Below are 20,635 nucleotides of genomic sequence, written 5' to 3'. Positions count from 1 at the left end.
GCCAAAGGGACTGGATTTATCAAGTTATTCGCAAGGTCAGCTCGACGCCATCGCAAATCGGCTGAATGAACGACCTAGAAAAACGTTAGACTATGAAACGCCGGCTCAACGGTTTTATCAATGTGTTGCGTCGACCGGCTGAATCCGCAGGCGGAAGTTGCCATACACTTGGCGTAACACAGGGCCGGGAGCGGATTGTGAGCGACTTCATCGACTTCGCTCGACACTTGATCATGACTAATTTTCTTCTTGCGCCATTAATCGCCTGGTTGTCTCTTCTGATCTGGGTTGTTTTGCTGGTGGCTCGCGGCGGCTTCTGGCGCGTGCGGCCAGCGCGAGCGCTTGCTGAGAGCACCATCAAGGCCATCGGCGACGACGAATTCAACCCTCGCGGTGCGTGGCCCGCGCTGGTGGCGGTCGTGCCGGCGCGCAATGAAGCCGATGTCATCGGCCGTGCGGTCGGTTCTTTGCTCAAGCAAGACTATCCGGGTGCTTTCCACGTCATCGTCATCGATGACGATAGCACGGACGGTACGGCGGCCGTTGCCGCGGCCACGGCACGTGACCTCGATCTTCAGGACCGCCTGACCGTGTTGACCGCAAAGCCGCTGCCACCAGGCTGGACAGGCAAGGTTTGGGCGCAGTCGCAGGGCATCGACGCGGTCGCAAAGCTCGACCTTCCCGCCGAGTTTCTGCTGTTGACAGACGCCGACATCCATCATCCGGCCGATGCCACCACTCAGCTCGTTGCGCGTGCCATTCTCGAAGACCGCGATCTCGTTTCACTGATGGTGCGCTTGCGCTGCGACTCGCTGTGGGAGAAGGCGCTGATTCCTGCGTTTGTCTTCTTCTTTGCAAAGCTCTATCCGTTCGCGTGGGTAAGCGACGTCAAGAAGACGACTTCGGGCGCGGCGGGCGGCTGCATGCTCGTGCGACGTTCGGCGCTGGTGGAAGCAGGCGGTATCGAATCGATCCGGCACGAGCTCATCGACGATTGCAGCCTCGCGGAACGTATCAAGCATCGTCGCGGTAAAGGCAAAGCGCGGCCCATTCGTCTGGATTTGGCGGAATCGAGCGAGTCGCTACGTCCGTACGATTCGTGGCGTGACATCTGGAACATGATCGCGCGCACGGCGTTTACACAGTTACGCTATTCGCCCCTCCTGCTGGCCGGCACGATAGCCGGCATGTTCCTGATTTATCTCGTTCCGCCACTATTCGCCCTGGCGATGGGGACGCGTGCCTGGCCTGCCTGGGCGGCGTGGATTCTCATGTGTATCGCGTATGCCCCAATGCTGCGTTATTACCGCAGGTCGATACTGTGGGCGCCGGCGTTGCCGTTGATTGCCTTGTTTTACGTGAGTGCGACGATTGGATCGGCGGTGCGCTACTGGACCGGCAAGGGCGGGCAGTGGAAGATGCGCGTGCAAGCGCCCAGCCAAAGCGATTCCTGAAGCCTTTTCTTTAGCTAACGCGGGTGCGCCATACGCGGATGGCGGCGCCTGGCGATAAGCGAACCTTGGTCAGACTTCCGAACGCTCGACCACCACCTCACTGATTTGCAGCACGGGTTGAATATCCGTGTAGTTTGCTATGTCGCCCCTGATCTCCTGCGCGTGAGGGGCGCGGGCCGCCTGGTAGGCTTCGACGGAAGTGCAGAAAAAGTCGCACTTGGCCACGTAAACAGGGCCAGTGCCGGGAGCACCGTCAGCGATGCCCTTGTCCACCGAGTAGTACAGACATGCATCGCCGAGCCGCTGTTTTAGCATTGGCATATGCTTCTCGCGATAGTAAGCATGATCGAATCGCGCGCCTGCGGCGTACGGATACATGACACTGACTTTGATCATCGGTTTTCTCCTGTTGGCGCAATGCAGTCGAGGCGCCCTGGTTGGGGAGCTATCGCGTCATCACTGGATGTCGGCCGACTATTCTATGCCATCACGGGAAGGTCAAGTCCAGACCGAGCACGCTGCTAAGCTCGAAGGTGACCAGGCCCAGGCACAGGAGTGACAGCGCGAAGACGACAGCCACCTGGCCGCCTGCGCGTAGCACCGCGCGCCGCTCCATTTCCTTCTGTTTCTTCCCTTGATCGTAATGCCACTTGATGGCGAAGAACATACCCGTGCTGAGCACGAGAACCTTGAATGTAACGAAGACTATCGGAATCCAATCCATCATTTTTAAGTATTTTCAGGCTATTACTTGACGCTATCTATCGTGAGGACCACGACTTCAATTCGCCGCTTCAGCAGTTGCGATGCATACTACTTGAAAGCAATTTCCATACATTGAGACATAATGTCCCAGTTGAAAACCATGCAAGATGAGGATTTGCCAGGGGACCTATCCCTTATTGCTGACGTCCATGAGATGTCATCGCGCTGGTCGAAGCATGCAAGTACATGAACCAGGCGAGGAGAGGAAGCTCAAGCGCCAGTGCGTACTGGGTACGTGAGACGCCTACTCCGAAGGGGAACCAGATGCCGGGAAAGCCAAGCACCGAGAGTTCTCCCGGGAACAAGGCCACACCCATTACGGCCATGGTGAGAAGCGCCGGCAATCGCTGGCGGCCGTGTCGTGCAACGCCGATGCATGACAGACAGTACAGCGCGAGCAGAACGACCCGCGCGCCCGTCTGAAGCGGGGGGAGTCCAAAGCCGGGCAGGGCGGCCAGGCCAGCCAGCGCTCCAAGTGCGCAAGTGGCAATGTCCAATCGGCGCTTGCGGACGCCCGCCAGGCGATAGGACGCGAGCAGCCACAGCACGGCTGCCAACGGATTGAAGATGACGTAGCGCGCCACCAGCAAGGTCTGCAAACTCTCGGCTTCGGTCCAGTAGAACAAAGGCTGATTAATGCGCGACGCTGCGATTGCCGACACGGCTCCTGCCGCCAGCAGCAGAAATGGGCCGTTGCGAGCAAAGCGCCGTAGCGCAAGCGCAAAGAGCGCAAGTATCAACAGAGCCAACGGCTCCAGCAGATCGACGACATAGCCCCAGAAAGTCTTCCACCATTGCATTTGATAGCGCGCCTCCGCGGCAATGGGTTCCGCGAGAATGGGCGCCACATGAATCCCGCCGGCTTCGGCGTCGCCAGCCGACTCGCGCGGGAGATAGACATGAATAGCTAAAACGCCTTCGCCTGCTGGAGCGGTTTCGCCAAGGGGAATCAGCTTTGGCCGGACGCCGAAAATGCGCGGACGCTCGCTAGTGAAGTCGCCGATGCCATCAAGCCGGCGGCCATTCCAGTAGACTTCATACGCGCTGTCGACCAGGGTTGGTCCGACGAGAACAGGAACAGAGCCCGTAGGCACACTCCAACGGACATGCAGCCGGTACCACGCGTGGCCCCACTGTCCAGGGTGGCCGCGTGACGTCCAGCCCGGAACGTAGCCGGGAAGGCCGACATCGCCGTCGTGCGCGTCAGGCGCCGGTGTCAGGTCCACGCGTTCCCAGTCACGATCGTCAAACGCGGGCAAGGCCCAGCGCGCATCGTGCCCCAGCCGGAAGGCCCAGGGTCCGTTCAATGGCATTTCCGCGCGCGCCAGCGCGATTTCATTGGCTGCGTGTGCGAGGTGCATCAGACTGCATGCAAGCGCAAAGGCGAGGAGGGCGCGCGCAGCACTATGCAGCCGACGGATCATTGTCCTTCTAGCTGCTGCTTGCGCGCCACGAGTGCGCCAGGTGAACCGAGCAGGAAGACATTGTTGTTCAAGGTGTCGTCGCCCCTGCGGTGCTCATAGGACGTGAGCGAGGGCAGAAGATCATGCACGAGCGATTGCTGGCTTGGGATGGTCCTGTCGGACTTTAGCTTGCCGAGGATGAAGGTCTGCACTTGCTCGGATTGGCTGGCCATTTGTTCCAGCGTTGCCTTGACCAGTTTGCCGTGCCGGTAGTTCAGCGAAACGTTGCTGCCCGCATTGTCTTCGATCTTGTGATATTCGTAGTTCTGCGTTTGCAGCGTTCCATCGAATGACGGCGCGCTGGTTTTGCCGAGGGCCGTGTGATACTGGGCGCTCAAATGTGATTGCTGGGTTTGGCCAACGGTACGGTCATCCTGGCTTGGACCATCGACACTGGTCAGCTGCGAAACATCATAAGAGAAACTGTCTTTCTGCTGCGGCTTGAGCGGATTGGGGTATTTCGGAGTCTGGCTGACGGACGCGCTGAAATCGGACAGGCCAGTCAGCGCGGCATGATCGTCGGCGTTCAGTTGCCAGCTGGATGGCGCAGTGTAAGAGCTGGGGCGGTCTTCAGTGGTGGCCGTCCGGTTCATATCGGAGAAGGCATCCTTGAACATGGTCATCAGCTTCATGTCGCCGTGCCCGCGCGAGGCTGCCTGGTCGAATTGGGCCAGATAATTGTTGATGGCTTTTGTCTGCTGCTGCCTGGTGCCTACGTTCTGCAAAGAGTTCGTGTCCACGTTGACTTCAGCCTGACCATCCGGGCCGCCGATGCTCACTTTCCGCTGCGTGCCGTCGATGTGGAAATCCAGCGTCTGCGATGCGGGCTGCGAGCCAGAGAGCGCGACTTCGGAGTGGAAGTCGATGGACTGCACAAACTTGCTATCGAACTGAGTCAGTCCGCTGAGCCGCACTTGCGGGTCCGCACCCGCCATGCCATCGATCGCGGACTGGAAGCCCGCCGCCAGATTGGACAGGGCTTTGCGTTCATCATCATTCAGATCAGCGCTGGAGCTGACCTGATAAATCATTTCGTCGTCCACATTGGCCAGCGTAAGCTCGACCTTGGTCCCGCTGCGCGTAGTAATATTCAGCGTGAACTTGTTGTCAACTGACTCCGGCAATTTGGCATGATCGGCCGGAATAGCTGAACCGGCGCCAAGCTGCTTGAGCATGGCGGCGCCGGCGTCTTTGTATCGCTCGCTGATCGAAAGGGGCGCTGAGGCGGCAGCGATTGCTTCGGGGCTCAGTTTGACGACGGTTGACGGCGGCAATGAGGCCGCGGCATCAAGCTGAGCGACGATTGGATTGACATTACGGCCGGACGGAACACGTGCCGCCGGTTGCCAATTGGAGAGGCTGGATATGGAGCTCATTCTCGCTTAACGGCTGTTTTCTCGCGAAACTTGAATTACTGTCTATAAATAGGGAGTATTGACATGGATTTGCAACTCAACGGTAAGTTAGCTTTGGTAAGTGGCAGCACCGCCGGCATCGGCTACGCAATCGCCCACACGCTCGCCCAGGAAGGCGCCAGCGTTATCGTCAACGGCAGATCTCAGCAGGGCGTCGATGAGGCAGTGGACCGCATGCGGGCCGAAACCCGCGGCACCGTTCTGGGCTTTGTCGGCGACCTCAGCAAGGCCGAGGCGGCGCAGGAAGTCGTTCAACGCCATCCGGGTATCAATATCCTGGTCAACAACCTGGGCATCTTCGAGCCCAAGCCCTTTGAAGACATTCCGGATGAAGACTGGCTGCGCTTCTTCGACGTGAATGTGCTGAGCGGCGTTCGCCTTGCGCGCCTGGTGCTGCCGGAAATGAAGCGCACGAATTGGGGGCGCATCATTTTCATCTCCAGCGAAAGCGCTATCCAGATTCCGACGGAGATGGTCCACTACGGCATGACCAAGACAGCGCAAATTGCGGTGGCGCGTGGTTTGGCGGAATCGGTTGCCGGTACCGGCATCACGGTCAATAGCGTGCTGCCCGGTCCGACCAAATCGCGCGGCGTCGGCGACTTTGTGGCGGACATGGCGAAATCGGCCGCCAAAACCTTCGAGCAGGTTGAAGCGGAATTCTTCGATCATGTACGGCCAACCTCCCTGATCAAGCGCTTCGGCACGCCACAGGAAGTCGCCTCGATGGTCGCCTACGTGGCCAGCCCGCTCTCATCGGCAACCACCGGTGCTGCATTGCGCGTGGATGGCGGCGTGGTCAAGAGCGCCTTCTGAGAAGTCCTGGTATTCGTTCTCCGCAGAATCGTTCCGCGAGTTGATGATTTTCGTAATTGCCAGCGGCTGGCGCGAATCGCACAATGAAGTGAAAACGATTTCAATACGGAGGCAAGATGTTGGGAAGGATAGGGTGGCTATGCGCCGCCGCCATGGTGCTGTCCGGTGCGGCCAAGGCCCAGGCGGATTTGCCGCTCTATGCATCCCGTCCGGTGGACGGCTGGCGCGTCGCCGCCGTCAATCCGGATGGACAGAAGCCGCTGCTTGGCGCCAGCGTGTCCATTGAGGCGCCGCGCAACGCGGTGCAGATTGTCGATCGCGGTGATGCCCTCAATCTAAGCTGGAAAGACGCCTGGTTCTCCGCCTTGCGCATTGAAGGCACGCCGCTGGACATGCGTCCGTATGCGGCGCATGGCCTGCTGGCCTTCGACCTGAAAGTGAACGATCTGACGCAAGGCGGCCTGTCCATCCGCATGGACTGCGGCGACAAGTGCGAGCGCAAGGTGCCGTTCCTGCTGCCCGCGCGTGCGATGGAAGGGAAAGGCTGGCAGCATGTGAGTCTGCCGGTATCCTGCTTCATGCGCGAAGGCGATGACTTCAGCGCGGTCAGCAAACCGTTCACGCTGGAAGGCATGGGAAATGGCGACGTCTCCCTGGCCAATGTACGCCTGCAGCGTGCGGGCACGGCCAGCGCGAGCTGCCCGGACTACCGGACCGTGTCAGTCACGCCGGATATGCTGAACGAATCCTGGTCCATCAGCTGGTGGATGCCCCGCCATCTGGCCAAGCTGGAAGCGAACAAACAATTGAAAGCGGAGGGCAAGCGCAGCGATGTGATCTTCATTGGCGACTCGATTACTGAAGGCTGGGAAAAGAGCGGCAAGGAAGTCTGGCAGCGCAATTACGCCAAATACAATGCGGTGGCGCTGGGCTTCGGCGGCGACCGCACGGAAAACGTGCTGTGGCGCCTGCAGCATGGGGAAGTGGATGGCACTTCGCCCAAGGTGGTGGTGCTGATGTTCGGCACCAATAACACCGGCCATCGCCAGGAAGCGCCCCAATACACGGCCGCTGGCATCAAGCGGAATATCGACGAACTGCGCGCCCGTCTGCCGGATGCCAGGATCCTGCTGCTGGCGATCTTCCCGCGTGGCGAAAAGGCGGACGACCAGCTGCGCCAGATCAATGAGGGCGTCAATCACATTCTCCCGGGCTTGGCGGACAACCAGCACGTCTACTTCCTGAACATCAATCAAGCCTTCCTTGATGCGAATGGCGGGCTGTCGCGCGACATCATGCCTGATCTCTTGCACCCCAATGAGAAGGGGTATGAAATCTGGGCCAGGGCCATGGCGCCGGAACTGAGCAAGCTGCTGGCGAACTAAGCATGAAACTGGTGCGATATCTGACCGCGCTGGCAGCAGCGCTGGCGGCTTGTGCCGCCTCCGCCGAGCCCTATGTCTGGGACAGCGTCGCCATTGGCGGCGGCGGCTTTGTCTCGGCCATCATTCCCAGCCATAGCGAGGCAGGCGTGGTGTATGCGCGCACCGATGTGGGCGGCGCTTACCGCTGGGACAAGACCGCATCGCGCTGGGTGCCCTTGCTCGATTGGCTGTCGGATGCCGACACAGGCCTGCTCGGCGTCGACTCGCTCGCGATTGATCCACATGATGCCGGCAAGGTCTATCTGCTGGCCGGTATCAGCTACCTGAATGGCGGGCGCACGGCGATCCTGCGTTCGAAGGATTACGGCAAGACTTTCGCCATCACCGAGGTAACGAATCTGTTCAAGACCCATGGTAACGGCATGGGCCGCAATAACGGCGAACGGCTGGCAGTCGATCCCGGCAACGGCAATGTTCTGTACGTGGGAACGCGCTGGAATGGCCTGTTCCGCAGCAGCGACGCAGGCGCCAGCTGGCGCCATATGCCTGGCCTGGATGTCAGCACAACGCCCAATGGCGCGGGCATCAGTTTCGTCATTCCGGACCCTGCGAGCATAGTGCATGGCCTCGCCCAGCGTTTGTATGTCGGTGTGTCGCGCTACGGCGCGCTGGGTCCCAGCTTCTACCGCAGCGATGATGGCGGCGCCACGTTTGCCCCCGTGGCTGGCGCACCGTCCGCTCTGATGCCGCAACGGGCGGCGCTGGACGGCCAGGGAAAGCTCTACATCACTTATGCCAACGGCGCCGGTCCGCACCCCAATAACAAACAGCCGGAACCGATGGATCGGGGACAGATCTGGCAATACGCCATCGCCGATGGCAGCTGGAAGGAGGTCACGCCCGCTGGCGTCACCGCACCGTTCAGCGGTATCAGCGTCGATCCCAGCCGTCCGCAGCGCCTGGTGGCTTCCACCATCAGCACCTATCTGCCGCAGTGTGATGCCAAAGGAGATCGTATCTTTGTCTCGACGGATAGTGGCGCCAGCTGGAGCGATGTGATTGCGCGTGGCTTTGCCAAGGACTTGTCCGGCGTCTCGTGGCTGAAAGGGCACGCAATTCACTGGGCCAGCGTGGTGGAGTTCGACCCGTTCGATCCCAAAGCGGCCTGGGTCACTTCCGGCAATGGCATCTTCCATACGGCGGATATCGATGCGACGCCGGCGGTGTGGGCCTTCCATGTGCGCGGGCTTGAGGAAACCGTGCCCCTGAATGCCGTCAGCGCGCCGGGCAGGCCGCTGGTGTCGGCGATCGGTGACTACGACGGCTTCCTGCATGCCGATCCTGCGCAGTATGCGCCCATTCACCAGCCGGAAATGGGCACCACGTTTGGTCTGGCAGTCGCGGGCCGCCAACCCGCCGCCATGGTGCGCGTTGGTTCGGCCATGTATCTCACCGCGGACGGCGGCGCGCGCTGGAGCACGACAGCTTCACTCAAGGGACAGCAGGGGCAGGTCGCCCTGTCGGCGGACGGCAAAGTGATTCTGCACAGTCCACGTGGCAGCGCGTTGACCTACCGTTCGGCCGACTCCGGCGCCACCTGGACTGAAGTGCGCGGCCTGCGCACTTCCAATTTGCGGCCCGTTGCGGACGCGGAAAATCCGCAACTGTTTTACGCATACAACAACGGCACACTATTGGCGAGTACCGACGGCGGTGTCAAATTTGAGYCCAGAGCAGCGCTTTCAGCCAGCGCATCCGGCGTGCTGCGCGCAGTGCCGGGCAGGGCGGGGGATTTGTGGTTGCCTCTGCACGACGGCGGCCTGGCGCATTCGGTGGACGCGGGTGTGTCATTTGCGCCACTCCTCAATGTGCAATTCTGCGCGGCGGTCGGTTTCGGCAAAGCGGCGCCCGGCGCCAGCTATCCGGCGATCTATATCTGGGGCAGCGTCGGCGGCGTGCGTGGTGTGCACCGCTCGCTTGATGGCGGTGCGAGCTGGACCCGCATCAATGACGACGCCCATCAGTACGGCGGCCCCGGCGATGGCCAGTTCATTGTCGGCGACATGAATCGATACGGCTGGGTCTACATGAGCACGGCCGGCCGGGGCATCGTTTACGGCCATCCGCAGGACAGCGCCAACTAAGCAGGAACTAAGCAGCAACGACCGCTTCAAGCGGTTCTTTTTAGCAATTCTTTGAAAACGTTTTCGCACTTGGTGATTTTCATAATTGCGATAACGAAATGTGCCAAGCAAACTAGCAGCATAGCGTGATGCAACACGCAATCAACGACAGCGAGGAGACAAGAGAGTGAGCCCGTATCCGTTCAAGAAGACCGCAATCGCATTGGCCGTGGCCCAGATTGCTTTTATGGCAGCGCAGGCTGCCAGCGCCCAGGACAGCAATCCGGCTCCGGCCGCCAACCCAATGCCCGTACCCGCACCGGCAGCAGTGGCCGCGCCATCCGCCACGCCGGCTGATGCCTCGGTGATTGTGGTCACCGGCCAGCGCGCCGCACTGCAGTCCGCGCAAAACATCAAACGCAATTCCGACGAAATCGTGGACTCTATCGTGGCGGACGATATCGGCAAGCTGCCGGACCGCTCCGTGACGGAAGTGCTGCAGCGTGTGGTCGGCGTGTCGATCGACCGCACCATGGCCAAAGGCGATCCGGAACACTACTCGGTCGAAGGCTCCGGCGTAACGGTGCGCGGCCTGACCTATGTGCGCTCCGAACTGAATGGCCGCGATTCCTTCTCCGCCAACGGTGGCCGTTCGCTGAATTTCGAAGACGTTCCGCCTGAGCTGATGGCCGGCGTGGACGTGTACAAAAATCCTTCCGCAGAACAGATCGAAGGCGCAGTGGGTGGCCTGGTCAACCTGCGTACCGCGCTGCCATTCGACTTCAAGGGTTCGAAAGTGGCGTTCAGCCTGGATTCCACTCACAATGCGCTGGGTGGCAAGAACTCGCCCGGCGGTTCGGTGATGGCATCCAACCGCTGGAAGACGCCAGTCGGCGAAATTGGCGCGATGATCGATCTCGCTTACTCGCGCAGCCAGGTGCGCACCGACGCCTTCCAGGTCGAGCCTTACTACCCGCGTGACGACGTTGTCGCAGGCAAGACCGTGTGGGTGCCGAAAGGCTCGCAATGGCGTACGCTGGACTTCGACCGCAAGCGCCAGGGCTACTACGGCGCCCTGCAATGGCAGAAGGACTCCACCCTCAAATCGCACCTGACCTTCTTCAAGTCGAAGTATGAAATGCAGTGGGATGAGCGCGCCATTTTCTCGCAGGCCAGCCCCTACAACATCAAGGTCAGTTCCGACGCGACCTATGGCCCGAACGGCAATCTGCTGACGGGCACCCTGACCGACCCGGCCGACGGCGGCATCAACTTCGGCGGCGATACCCGTACCGCCAACCGCAAATCAGACACCACCGATATCGGCTGGAATATCACCTGGCGTCCGGCCGACCGCTGGACGCTGAAGTCCGACCTTCAGTACATCAAGGCCAAGACCAACAGCTTCGACTCCACAGTAGCCACCGGCGTGCAGATGGCGAAGGAGAAGGTCGACCTGAGCGGCGACGTTCCGCGCCTGATTTTCGACCAGGCGGATACTGCCTTCCTGGCCGATCCGAAGAACTACTACTGGGCCTTCACCATGGAGCATATGGACCGCTCCAAGGCTACCGGCAAGGCATGGAAAGGCGATGCGATCTACGACTTCGAGGATCATCCCTTCCTGCGCGACATCCGTTTCGGCGTGCGTCTGACCGACAAGGATTCGGTAACGATGAATTCCAACCCAAGCTACAACTGGTCGCCGATTTCGCAGACCTGGCAGCTGGGCTGGGACATCAGCAAGCTGGCGTCGCTGGGTGATCCGCGCTTCGCCAACAACACCGAACTCCACACGTTCAACAACTTCTTCAACAACAACACGCAGGTGCCGACGCTGGTGTTCCCGAACGTGGCGCTTGCAACCGGCTACCCCAGCAGCTACGCGGCCCTGCACAAGTATCACGACATCCTCTGCGCTGAGGCCCACGGCGGCGATTCGTCCGGCTGCGCGCCATGGACTCCTGCTACGTTCGGCACCGATCCGGCCGGTACCAATGACCAGAGCGAGAAGACCAAGGCGTTCTACACGCAGGTGCGCTTCGGCTTCGACAATCTGCGCTTCCCGATCGACGGTAACCTCGGTGTGCGTTATGTGAAGACCGACATGACGGCGCACGGCTATACCGTCTTCACGCCGAGCATCAATGTCCCATCGGGTAATTCGGTGACCGGTCAGACGTTTGCGAATATCCCGGCGTTCAAGGCCCCGCAGGACTTCGAGAACAGCTACCACAATGTGCTGCCAAGCTTGAACCTGCGCATGAAAGTGCGCGATGACCTGCAGTTCCGGTTCGGCTTCTCCGGCGCCATGTCGCGTCCGGACTTCTCGCAGTTGCAGGCCTACACCACGCTGTCGCAGACTGCGGACATCACCAATACCGGCACCACGACCCATATCAACAGCGTGAACCAGTCTGGCGACGGGCAGGGTAATCCGAATCTGAAGCCAATCAAGTCCAACCAGACTGACGTAACGGCTGAATGGTATTTCGCGAAGGCTGGTTCGGTGACGGTGGCGCTGTTTAACAAGCAGCTGCGCGATGTGATCATCAACCAGATCTACAATTTCCAGATTCCGGACGTGAACGGCAACCCGCAGAACTTCTCGGTGGCAGGTCCTGTCAATGGCGCCAAGGGCCATGCACGCGGTATCGAGATCGCCTACCAGCAGTATTTCGACCGCCTCCCGGCTGGTTCTCCGGCATCGGCTTCCAGGCGAACTACACCTACGTCGACAGCAAGCAAAAGCTGTACAGCCCTGTGTTCTCGGCCTATTGCAACGGTTCCAGCCAGACGGCCAATGCCAACACCAATATGAACGGCTGCGACACCAATGGCCAGACCTTCGACGGTCTGCCGCTGCCGCTGCTGTCCAAGAATGCTTACAACCTGGCGCTGTTGTACGACAAAGGCCCATGGTCGGCACGCATGGCCTACAGCTGGCGCTCGAAAAATCTGCAGGCTGTGAACGTGAACGGCACCAACGGCGGCGACGCGACCGATACCAATCCGGCCAGCCCGACCTTCGGCCAGCACACAGTACGCTGGGCGCTGCCAACCTGGGCGGACTCCTACGGTACGCTGGATGCATCCGTGTTCTATCAGGTGAACGAGCGTCTGTCCCTGGGCTTCGAAGGCACCAATCTGACCGATTCCACATACCGTCAGCTGATGCAGCAGCACACCGGCTTGATGGGCCGTGCGTGGTTCGCTTCCGGTCCGCGCTACGCCGTGAAGATGCGTTATTCGTTCTAAGGAGTGGGGTGCATGAAGCGATCCTTCAAACGTACCCTGGTCTTTCTGTGCATGGCAAGCCTGGCCGCGAGCGGCCTGGCTGCCGAGATACCGCGCCTGGTATCGAAGGATGGCCGCCACGCCCTGATGGTCGATGGCGCGCCTTTCCTGATGCTGGGCGGGCAGGCACACAATTCCAGCAACTACCCGGCGGCGTTGAAGCCGCTGTGGGCCGCCATCAGGGATGCAGGAGCCAATACGGTCGAAGTGCCCGTCGCGTGGGAGCAGGTCGAGCCCACCGAAGGCCATTTCGATTTCAGCTTTGTCGATACCCTGGTCAAAGAGGCGCGCCAGAACAAGGTGCGCCTTGTGCTGTTGTGGTTCGGCACCTGGAAGAACACCAACGCCAGCTATTCGCCGGAATGGGTGAAGTTCAATAACCAGCGCTTCCCGCGCATGCTGGACAAGGACGGCAAGGTCTTCTACTGCCTGTCGCCGTTCGGCGAAGAGACGTTGAAAGCGGATCGCAAGGCCTTCGTCGAGTTGATGAAGCATATCAGGCAGATCGATGAAAGAGACCGTACCGTGATCATGGTGCAGGTCGAGAACGAGGTCGGGACTTACGGTCTGGTGCGCGATTACGGCGCCCGCGCGCAGGCGGCGTTTGCGCAGCCGGTGCCTGCATCCGTTCTGGCGCACAAGCAGCCGCCGGTGCCCGGCGCGGCTTCCGGCAGCTGGTCCGAAGTCTATGGTCCGTATGCGGAGGAATACTTCCACGCCTGGGCCATTGCCAGCTATATCGAGGAAATCGCCAAGGCGGGCCGCGCCGTGTACGACTTGCCGATGTACGTCAACAATGCGCTGCGCGATCCGCTGGAGCCAATGGCGCCGTGGAAGAACAATTTCGGCAGCGGCGGCCCGACTTTCGACGTGATCGACATCTACAAGGCCGCCGCGCCGCACATCGAATTCGCCGCACCGGATATCTACTCGCCGGAGTGGGCCAAGGTCACTGCAACGCTGGACAAGTTCCAGCGCGCCGACAATCCGCTAATGGTGCCGGAGATCGGCAATGCTGAAGGCTATGCGCGTTACGCCTGGCTGATCATCGGCCGTGGTGCGCTGGGCTATTCACCATTTGGTCTGGACTATGCGGACTACAGCAATTTCCCGCTCGGCTCGAAGCTGAAGGACAAGGCCATGGTGGCGCCATTCGCCGCGGTCTACAAGGTGTTTGCGCCGATGCAGCGGCAGTGGGCGAAGTGGGCGTTCGAGGGCCGTACCTACGGCGTGTCAGAAAGCGAAGAGCGTACGCCGCAAACTATCGAAATGAAGGGCTGGAAGGCCACGGTTTCCTTCCGCGAATGGCAGATGGGCGAGAAGCACTTCTGGCCGGACATGAAGGACCTGCCGCCCGGTACGGATGCGCCCAACGGCGGCGCTGCCATTGCGCAGATCGGGGACAGCGAATTCATTATCGCCGGCCAGCATGCGCGCGTAAAGATCAGTGGTTCCGGCCCCAACGAAGGGAAGAGCAGCATGTACGCCCGGGTGGAAGAGGGCAGTTTCGATGCGTCGGGCAAATGGGTCATGGAGCGCAACTGGAACGGCGACCAGACCGACTACGGCCTGAACCTGCCAGCCAGGCCTGTCGTGCTGAAAGTCCGGCTGGGCACTTATTAAGCAAACCCTGACCCCAGGGGAAAAAAGGAGAGACAATGCGTTTTCAAGCGATGCAGGCTGCGGGCGTGGTGATCGCCCTGGCCGCCAGCGGCAATGCCTTTGCAGGCACCTTCGAGCAAACGGCCAATGGCATCGTCGTCAAGCCTGACACCGGCGCGGCAAAGGAGGTTCGCCTGGAACTGATGGACGATAACATCATCCACGTGCTCAAACTGGACGCCAGCGGCAAGGCGTTGACACCATCGCTGATGACCATCGCCAAACCATGCACCTGTGCCTTTACGGTCAACCGCAGCGGCGACACTGTCACGCTCAAGGCCAACAAGATCGCCGCAGCGGTTTCCCTGGCGACGGGAAGCGTGCAGTTCTCGGACGCCGGCGGCACACCGTTCCTCAGCCAGGCGTCGGAATCGATGAGGCCAATCGACGTCCAGGGCAAACCCTTCGTGACGATCACGGAAGGCTTCAATCACGGCACGAAGGACGCCTTCTACGGCCTGGGCCAGCACCAGAACGCCCAGATGAACCTGAACGGCGAAGACGTGCTGCTGGCCCAGCACAATATGGATGTCGCCGTGCCCTTCGTGATCTCGGACAAGAATTACGGCGTCCTGTGGGACAACAACGCCATTTCCCGTTTCGGCAATCCCCGCGCATACGGACCGATGAAGCGCGACCTGAAGCTGGACATGACGGCGCGCTACTACGTTGGCGGCAAGCTGGCGCTGACCCGCAAGGAAGACGATATCGCTTACCAGTACCTGAAGGATGTGGCCGAGAACTGGCCCAGGGAACTGGGGCCGATCAAGAACCTGAAAGACGTGAAAGTAGTGTGGGACGCTACGCTGGCGAGCGACAAGCCCGGCGTGCACAAGATGCAGCTTTACGCCTCCGATTACGCCACGCTGAGCATCAATGGCAAGCAGGTCATGGATGTGTGGCGCCAGGGCTGGAATCCCTGGTATCACAACTTCGAAGTGAAGTTCGAGAAGAACAAGCCGGTCAAGCTGCACCTGGAATGGAAGCCGTCCGGCGGCATGGTCGCCATCACCCACAACGATCCGCTGCCTGATGCGGAACGCCGTTCGCTCACGCTGTCTTCCGACATCGCACAGGGCATCGATTATTACGTGGTTCGCGGTGACAGCATGGACAAGGTCATCGCCGGCTATCGCCACCTGACCGGCCAGGCGCCGATGATGCCGAAGTGGGCTTACGGCTTCTGGCAGTCGCGCCAGCGCTACGAGACGCAGCAGCAACTGCTGGACACCCTGCACGAATACCGCCAGCGCCAGTGGCCGCTGGATAATATCGTGCAGGACTGGTTCTACTGGCCGGAAAACGCCTGGGGCTCGCATGACTTCGACAAGGTTCGCTTCCCCGATCCGAAAGGCATGGTGGATGAAGTTCACCGCCAGCACGCTCACATCATGTTGTCCGTATGGGGCAAGTTCTACGACACCACGGCCAATTACAAAGAGCTGCTGGAAAAAGGCCATATGTGGACCAGGAACGTCGAGAACGGCGCGCTGGACTGGGTCGGGCCGGGATACAAGAACACCCACTACAGCCCATACGCTCCGGAAGCGCGTGACATCTACTATCGCCAGATGAAGCACAAGCTGGTGGACCTGGGTTTCGACGCCTGGTGGATGGACAATAGCGAGCCGGATGTGCTGTCCAACTCTCGTCCCGCCGACTTCAGGAAGCTGATCGGCCCGACTATTTACGGCGCCGGCGAAATCACCTACAACTCATACAGCCTGGTGCATACGCAAGCGCTGATCGACGGCCTGCGCCGCGACCAGCCGGATAAGCGCCAGTTCATCCTGTCGCGCTCAGGCTTTGCCGGCATCCAGCGTAACTCCGTGGCGGTGTGGAGCGGCGATGTGGCCAGCCGCTGGAGCAATCTGTATGAGCAGATTTCGACGGGCGTGAACTTCTCCATGTCCGGCATTCCGAACTGGACGCACGATATCGGTGGCTATGCCCAGGAGAACCGTTACCAGTACGGCGATCTCGGCTCGGCCCAGGAAAACCGCGGTACAACCGGCGCAAAGATCGATCCGGCCGACCTGAAGGAGTGGCAGGAACTGAATCTGCGCTGGTTCCAGTTCGGCGCCTTCTCGCCCTTGTTCCGTTCCCACGGTGAAGTGGTGAAGCGCGAAATCTACAATATCGCGCCGGAAGGCTCGGAGATGCGCGATTCCATGGTCTGGTACCTGAAGCTGCGCTATCGCCTGATGCCTTATATCTATGCAACCGCGTCCGATACCTATTACAACGCCGGCACCATCATGCGCGGCCTGGTGATGGACTTTCCGGGTGATGAGCGCGTAAAGGACATCAAGGACCAATATCTGTTCGGCCATGATTTGTTGATTGCTCCGGTCTACACCTACGGTGCACGCGAACGCAGCGTCTATCTGCCGCAGGGCGCCAGCTGGTATGACTTCAATACCGGTGCGCTGCACAAAGGCGGCAGCACCGTTACCGTGGCGGCTCCGGCAGCACGCATTCCTGTCTTTGTGAAGGCGGGCGCCATTGTGCCGACTGCGCCGGTCAGCCAGTACGTCGACGAACATCCCGACGCGCCGATTACCCTGCAGGTCTTTACCGGCGCCGACGGCCAGTTCAGCCTGTACGAAGACGACGGCGTCAGCCTGGGTTATACGCGGGGCGAATCGAGCCGCATTCCGCTGCGCTACGACGATAAGACCGGCACCGTGACCATAGGCGCGCGCAGCGGCCAGTATCCGGGAATGGTGGCAAAGCGCGTGTTCAAGATCCAGTTTATCGGTGCTGGCACTGCGGCCGCGCAGTCCTTCGATAAGGCAGACAAGCAAGTCACGTACGAAGGCAAAGCACTGACGGTGAAACGGTGAGATCGAAGACTCTGTTGGTCCTTGCAATCTGCGCGGCGTCTGCCGCGCATGCTGAGGATGCCATGCGCGATATCGGCAGCCTGCAATTTGCCCAGCAAATGGCGCCCGGCTGGAACCTCGGCAATGCGCTGGAAGCCACCGGAAGTGAGACGGCCTGGGGTAATCCACCCGCCAATCAGGCCTTGTTCGATGCCATCAAGGCCGCCGGCTTCAAAAGCGTGCGCATTCCGGCGGCGTGGAGCCAATATGCGGACGCCGACGACAAGATCAGTCCACGCTGGATGGAGCGCGTGACGCAGGTTGTGAACTATGCGCACAGGGCGGGCCTGTACGCCATTCTCAATATTCACTGGGATGGCGGCTGGCTGCAGCCCGATTACGCGCACCAGGCAGCAGCCAACGCGCGCCTGAGCAAGTATTGGACGCAGATCGCCGGCAACTTCAGGAATCACGGCGATACGCTGCTGTTCGCAGGTACCAATGAAGTCCTGGTCCCCGGCCACTATAGCCCGCCGACTGCCGAGAACTGCGAGGTGCAGAAAGGCTTCAACCAGACCTTCGTCACGGCAGTGCGCAGTACCGGCGGTAATAACCTGCACCGTCATCTGGTCGTGCAAGCGTATAACACCAATATCGACAATGCCTTGAGCTGCAACGCTTCCATGCCGGATGACCGCGTAAGCAACCGCTTGATGATGGAAGTGCACTTCTACGACCCATGGGACTTCACCATCGATGCCAACAGCAATTCCTGGCAGTGGGGTCAGGCCGTCAACCCTTCCGGCTGGGCCAATGAATCTCACGTGGACGCGCAGATGCAGAAAATGAAGACGGCCTTCATCGACAAAGGTATCCCGGTTATCCTGGGCGAGTATGGCGCCATGCTGCGCACCGAACATGATCCGGCGGGCAGCAATCGAACGCACTGGGATCAGTATGTGACACGTTCTGCGCTCGAACACGGTCTGGTGCCGATGTACTGGGACAACGGCTACAACGATAACCACCAATCCGGTCTGTTCAACCGCTCCACTGGCGCGCAAGCCTTTCCGGATGTGATCAGCGCCATCGTCAAAGCTGCACGGTAGTTTTTAGAGGAATCCATGAAATTGAAGAAAACGAAGTACCTCCTGGCGGCCGCGGTAGCGATGTATATCGGCACCGCACTGGCCGCGCCGGATAGCCAACCCTGGATGAACCCGCAGTTGAAGCCGGCGAAACGTGCCGGGCTGGCTGTTCAGGAGATGACCCTGGACGAAAAACTGAAGCTGGTCTTTGGCTACTTTGGCTCCGACATGGCGTCCAAGCATTTCCAGCGTCCGCAGCAGGCGCACAAGCAGTCGGCAGGATTTGTGTATGGCGTGCCGCGCCTGGGCATCCCGAACCTGTGGGAGGCTGACGCCGGCATTGGCGTCGCGAGCCAGGCTGGCCCCGACGCGCGTGCGGCAACCGCGCTGCCCTCAGGCCTGAATACCGCCGCAACCTGGGACATGCAAGTGGCTTACGCAGGTGGCGCGATGATCGGTGCGGAGGCGCGCGGCTTCGGCTTCAACGTCCTGCTGGCGGGTGGCGTCAATCTGATGCGCGATCCGCGCAATGGCCGCAACTTCGAGTATGGCGGCGAGGACCCTCTGCTGGCGGGCAAAATGGTTGGCGCGCAAATCAGGGGCATTCAGTCGAACGGCGTGATCTCCACGCTGAAGCACTTCGCGCTGAACGACCAGGAGACGGGCCGCAATACGCTGAACGTCAGGATTGATGACCAGTCGGCGCGCATGTCGGATTTACTCGCCCTGCAGATCGCCAAAGAGGAGGGCAATCCCGGCGCGGTCATGTGTTCCTATAATCGCGTCAACGGCGTGTACGCTTGCGAGAGCAGCTACCTGCTGAACGAAGTGCTGAAAAAGGACTGGGGCTTCAAGGGCTGGGTGATGTCGGATTGGGGCGCCACCCATAGCACCGTTCCGGCGGCGAACGCAGGTCTGGACCAGCAATCCGGCGTGCCGTTCGACGTTGCCGAGTATTTCGGACCGGCGCTCAAGGAAGCGGTCCTGAACGGCTGGGTGCCGCAGTCGCGTCTGGACGATATGGCGCGCCGCATCCTGCATGCGATGTTCGAGCACGGCGTGGTGGATCGCCCGGCCGCGGCGGAACCCGGCAAAATCGATTTCGGCGCGCACGCGGCTATCTCGCTTCAGGATTCCCAGGCGGGCATCGTCCTGTTGAAAAACAGCGATGCGGTCCTGCCGCTGACCACCGCCGTGAAACGCGTCGCTGTCATTGGCGGCTACGCCGATAAGGGCGTGCTGGCGGGTGGCGGCTCCTCGCTGGTGTACCCGGCGGGCGGAAATGCCGTGCCAGGAATGGAGCCCAAAAACTGGCCCGGTCCGGTGATGGTCTATCCTTCTTCGCCGCTGAAAGCCATGCAGAAGCGCCTGCCGGCAGCAAGGGTGGCCTTCAACGACGGCGCCGACCCGGCAGCGGCGGCGAAATTGGCGCGTGAAAGCGATGTGGCCGTAGTCTTTGCCACCCAATGGGCGGGCGAGGGCTTCGACCTTCCGAATCTTTCACTGGGTGGCCGGCAGGATGCGCTGATTGCTGCCGTGGCTGCGGCCAATCCGAGAACCGTCGTGGTGCTGGAAACCGGCGGACCGGTGACCATGCCCTGGCTGCCGAAAGCGGCGGCCGTGCTGGAAGCATGGTATCCGGGAACCAGCGGCGGCGAAGCCATCGCCAGTGTGCTGTTTGGCGAAGTGAATCCTTCCGGCCATTTGCCGGCCACCTTCCCGCAATCGGAAACCCAGTTGCCGCGCGCGGCCCTGGACGGCTACCCCGAAGTGGCTGACAAGCGTTTCGATGTCGAATACGGCGAAGGCGCGGCGGTCGGCTATAAATGGTTCGACCTGAAGGGCCTGAAACCGCTGTTCCCATTTGGCCATGGCCTGTCCTACACCGAGTTCGGTTTCGTCCAGCTGTCCGCCGGGATGAAGGACGGCGCCCTGCAAGCCTCCTTCACGGTGAAAAATCTGGGCAAGCGGGCCGGCAAGGAAGTGGCCCAGTTGTATGTCGCGCCGCTCGGCGCCCAGTGGGAAGCGCCCAAGCGGCTGGCCGGATTCCAGAAGGTGGATCTGCAGCCGGGGGCGGAAACAGCCGCTTCCATCACGATTGATCCGCGTTTGTTGGCCATGTACGACACTGCCAGCAAGACCTGGCAGGTGGCCAAAGGCGACTACCGGCTGATACTCGCAGCGGATGCCGCCGGCGCCAAGGCGATTAGCACGGTGCTGCACCTGGAAGCGGCCAGCTACGACGTCAACGGCAAACCACTGCATCCGGAGCGCTGACCGCCCGGCCGGGGGAGAGTGTGCCCCATTTAGTGATTGAACTGCTATGATGCAATCAGCAAGCC

General features: G+C 60.7%; 14 protein-coding genes and 1 pseudogene. 11 read left to right on the top strand and 4 right to left on the bottom strand.

The window, feature by feature from the left end:
- Positions 1-142 (top strand): annotated as a pseudogene (locus AB4Z19_RS07955) (IS30 family transposase); the annotation flags it as partial.
- Between the two features lie 91 nt (positions 143-233).
- Complete coding sequence (locus tag AB4Z19_RS07950) at positions 234-1,454, top strand: glycosyltransferase (protein ID WP_442029203.1); 1,221 nt, start codon at positions 234-236, stop codon at positions 1,452-1,454.
- Positions 1,455-1,523: 69 nt separating this feature from the next.
- On the opposite strand, the gene AB4Z19_RS07945 is transcribed toward AB4Z19_RS07950, so the two are convergent.
- The 4 genes from AB4Z19_RS07945 to AB4Z19_RS07930 form a co-directional block, all read right to left on the bottom strand.
- Positions 1,524-1,850, bottom strand: coding sequence for an EthD family reductase (locus AB4Z19_RS07945; RefSeq protein WP_442029199.1), 327 nt, complete (start codon positions 1,848-1,850; stop codon positions 1,524-1,526).
- Positions 1,851-1,941: 91 nt separating this feature from the next.
- Positions 1,942-2,181, bottom strand: coding sequence for a hypothetical protein (locus tag AB4Z19_RS07940; protein ID WP_442029200.1), 240 nt, complete (start codon positions 2,179-2,181; stop codon positions 1,942-1,944).
- Between the two features lie 172 nt (positions 2,182-2,353).
- Positions 2,354-3,643 carry a hypothetical protein gene (locus AB4Z19_RS07935; RefSeq protein WP_442034921.1) on the bottom strand — a complete coding sequence of 430 codons (1,290 nt, stop codon included), beginning with the start codon at positions 3,641-3,643 and terminating at the stop codon, positions 2,354-2,356.
- Positions 3,640-5,058: a hypothetical protein gene (locus AB4Z19_RS07930; RefSeq protein WP_442034919.1), complete on the bottom strand. Its 1,419-nt coding sequence runs from the start codon at positions 5,056-5,058 to the stop codon at positions 3,640-3,642. The genes AB4Z19_RS07935 and AB4Z19_RS07930 overlap by 4 nt, the downstream gene beginning before the upstream one ends.
- A gap of 63 nt (positions 5,059-5,121) precedes the next feature.
- Here AB4Z19_RS07930 and AB4Z19_RS07925 point away from each other — a divergent pair, with 63 nt between their 5' ends.
- From AB4Z19_RS07925 to AB4Z19_RS07885, 9 genes are all read left to right on the top strand, one after another.
- Positions 5,122-5,913 carry an SDR family NAD(P)-dependent oxidoreductase gene (locus tag AB4Z19_RS07925; protein WP_442034918.1) on the top strand — a complete coding sequence of 264 codons (792 nt, stop codon included), beginning with the start codon at positions 5,122-5,124 and terminating at the stop codon, positions 5,911-5,913.
- A 116-nt stretch (positions 5,914-6,029) separates the two neighbouring features.
- Positions 6,030-7,298 (top strand): GDSL-type esterase/lipase family protein, encoded by a 1,269-nt coding sequence (locus AB4Z19_RS07920; protein ID WP_442034917.1) that lies wholly within the window; start codon positions 6,030-6,032, stop codon positions 7,296-7,298.
- A 2-nt stretch (positions 7,299-7,300) separates the two neighbouring features.
- Positions 7,301-9,442, top strand: a complete 2,142-nt coding sequence (locus AB4Z19_RS07915; RefSeq protein ID WP_442034916.1) for an exo-alpha-sialidase — start codon at positions 7,301-7,303, stop codon at positions 9,440-9,442.
- Between the two features lie 166 nt (positions 9,443-9,608).
- Positions 9,609-12,242, top strand: a complete 2,634-nt coding sequence (locus tag AB4Z19_RS07910; protein WP_442026199.1) for a TonB-dependent receptor — start codon at positions 9,609-9,611, stop codon at positions 12,240-12,242.
- Positions 12,128-12,679 carry a TonB-dependent receptor domain-containing protein gene (locus AB4Z19_RS07905; protein ID WP_442026201.1) on the top strand — a complete coding sequence of 184 codons (552 nt, stop codon included), beginning with the start codon at positions 12,128-12,130 and terminating at the stop codon, positions 12,677-12,679. Before AB4Z19_RS07910 ends, AB4Z19_RS07905 begins: the two co-directional genes overlap by 115 nt.
- Before the next feature lie 12 nt (positions 12,680-12,691).
- Entirely contained in the window at positions 12,692-14,341 is a 1,650-nt protein-coding gene (locus tag AB4Z19_RS07900; RefSeq protein WP_442034915.1) for a GH35 family beta-galactosidase, read from the top strand.
- Positions 14,342-14,376: 35 nt separating this feature from the next.
- Positions 14,377-17,226 carry a TIM-barrel domain-containing protein gene (locus tag AB4Z19_RS07895; RefSeq protein ID WP_442034913.1) on the top strand — a complete coding sequence of 950 codons (2,850 nt, stop codon included), beginning with the start codon at positions 14,377-14,379 and terminating at the stop codon, positions 17,224-17,226.
- A gap of 14 nt (positions 17,227-17,240) precedes the next feature.
- Positions 17,241-18,314, top strand: coding sequence for a glycoside hydrolase family 5 protein (locus AB4Z19_RS07890; protein ID WP_442034911.1), 1,074 nt, complete (start codon positions 17,241-17,243; stop codon positions 18,312-18,314).
- Positions 18,315-18,329: 15 nt separating this feature from the next.
- A complete protein-coding gene (locus AB4Z19_RS07885) occupies positions 18,330-20,570 on the top strand; it encodes a glycoside hydrolase family 3 C-terminal domain-containing protein (protein WP_442028774.1) in 2,241 nt (746 codons plus the stop codon).
- The last annotated feature ends 65 nt before the right edge of the window (positions 20,571-20,635 follow it).

The organism is Pseudoduganella sp. RAF19 (assembly GCF_052114165.1).
In the GTDB taxonomy this organism is placed as follows: Bacteria; Pseudomonadota; Gammaproteobacteria; order Burkholderiales; family Burkholderiaceae_D; genus Rugamonas.
The sequence above is the reverse complement of the archived record's forward strand: the minus strand, read 5'-3'. Positions and strand labels throughout refer to the sequence as shown.

Excerpts from the sequence above, each read along its gene's own strand:
- AB4Z19_RS07950 (WP_442029203.1), top strand. The coding sequence starts at position 234 with ATGACTAATTTTCTTCTTGCGCCATTAATCGCCTGGTTGTCTCTTCTG.
- AB4Z19_RS07945 (WP_442029199.1), bottom strand. The coding sequence starts at position 1,850 with ATGATCAAAGTCAGTGTCATGTATCCGTACGCCGCAGGCGCGCGATTC.
- AB4Z19_RS07940 (WP_442029200.1), bottom strand. The coding sequence starts at position 2,181 with ATGATGGATTGGATTCCGATAGTCTTCGTTACATTCAAGGTTCTCGTG.
- AB4Z19_RS07935 (WP_442034921.1), bottom strand. The coding sequence starts at position 3,643 with ATGATCCGTCGGCTGCATAGTGCTGCGCGCGCCCTCCTCGCCTTTGCG.
- AB4Z19_RS07930 (WP_442034919.1), bottom strand. The coding sequence starts at position 5,058 with ATGAGCTCCATATCCAGCCTCTCCAATTGGCAACCGGCGGCACGTGTT.
- AB4Z19_RS07925 (WP_442034918.1), top strand. The coding sequence starts at position 5,122 with ATGGATTTGCAACTCAACGGTAAGTTAGCTTTGGTAAGTGGCAGCACC.
- AB4Z19_RS07920 (WP_442034917.1), top strand. The coding sequence starts at position 6,030 with ATGTTGGGAAGGATAGGGTGGCTATGCGCCGCCGCCATGGTGCTGTCC.
- AB4Z19_RS07900 (WP_442034915.1), top strand. The coding sequence starts at position 12,692 with ATGAAGCGATCCTTCAAACGTACCCTGGTCTTTCTGTGCATGGCAAGC.
- AB4Z19_RS07895 (WP_442034913.1), top strand. The coding sequence starts at position 14,377 with ATGCGTTTTCAAGCGATGCAGGCTGCGGGCGTGGTGATCGCCCTGGCC.
- AB4Z19_RS07885 (WP_442028774.1), top strand. The coding sequence starts at position 18,330 with ATGAAATTGAAGAAAACGAAGTACCTCCTGGCGGCCGCGGTAGCGATG.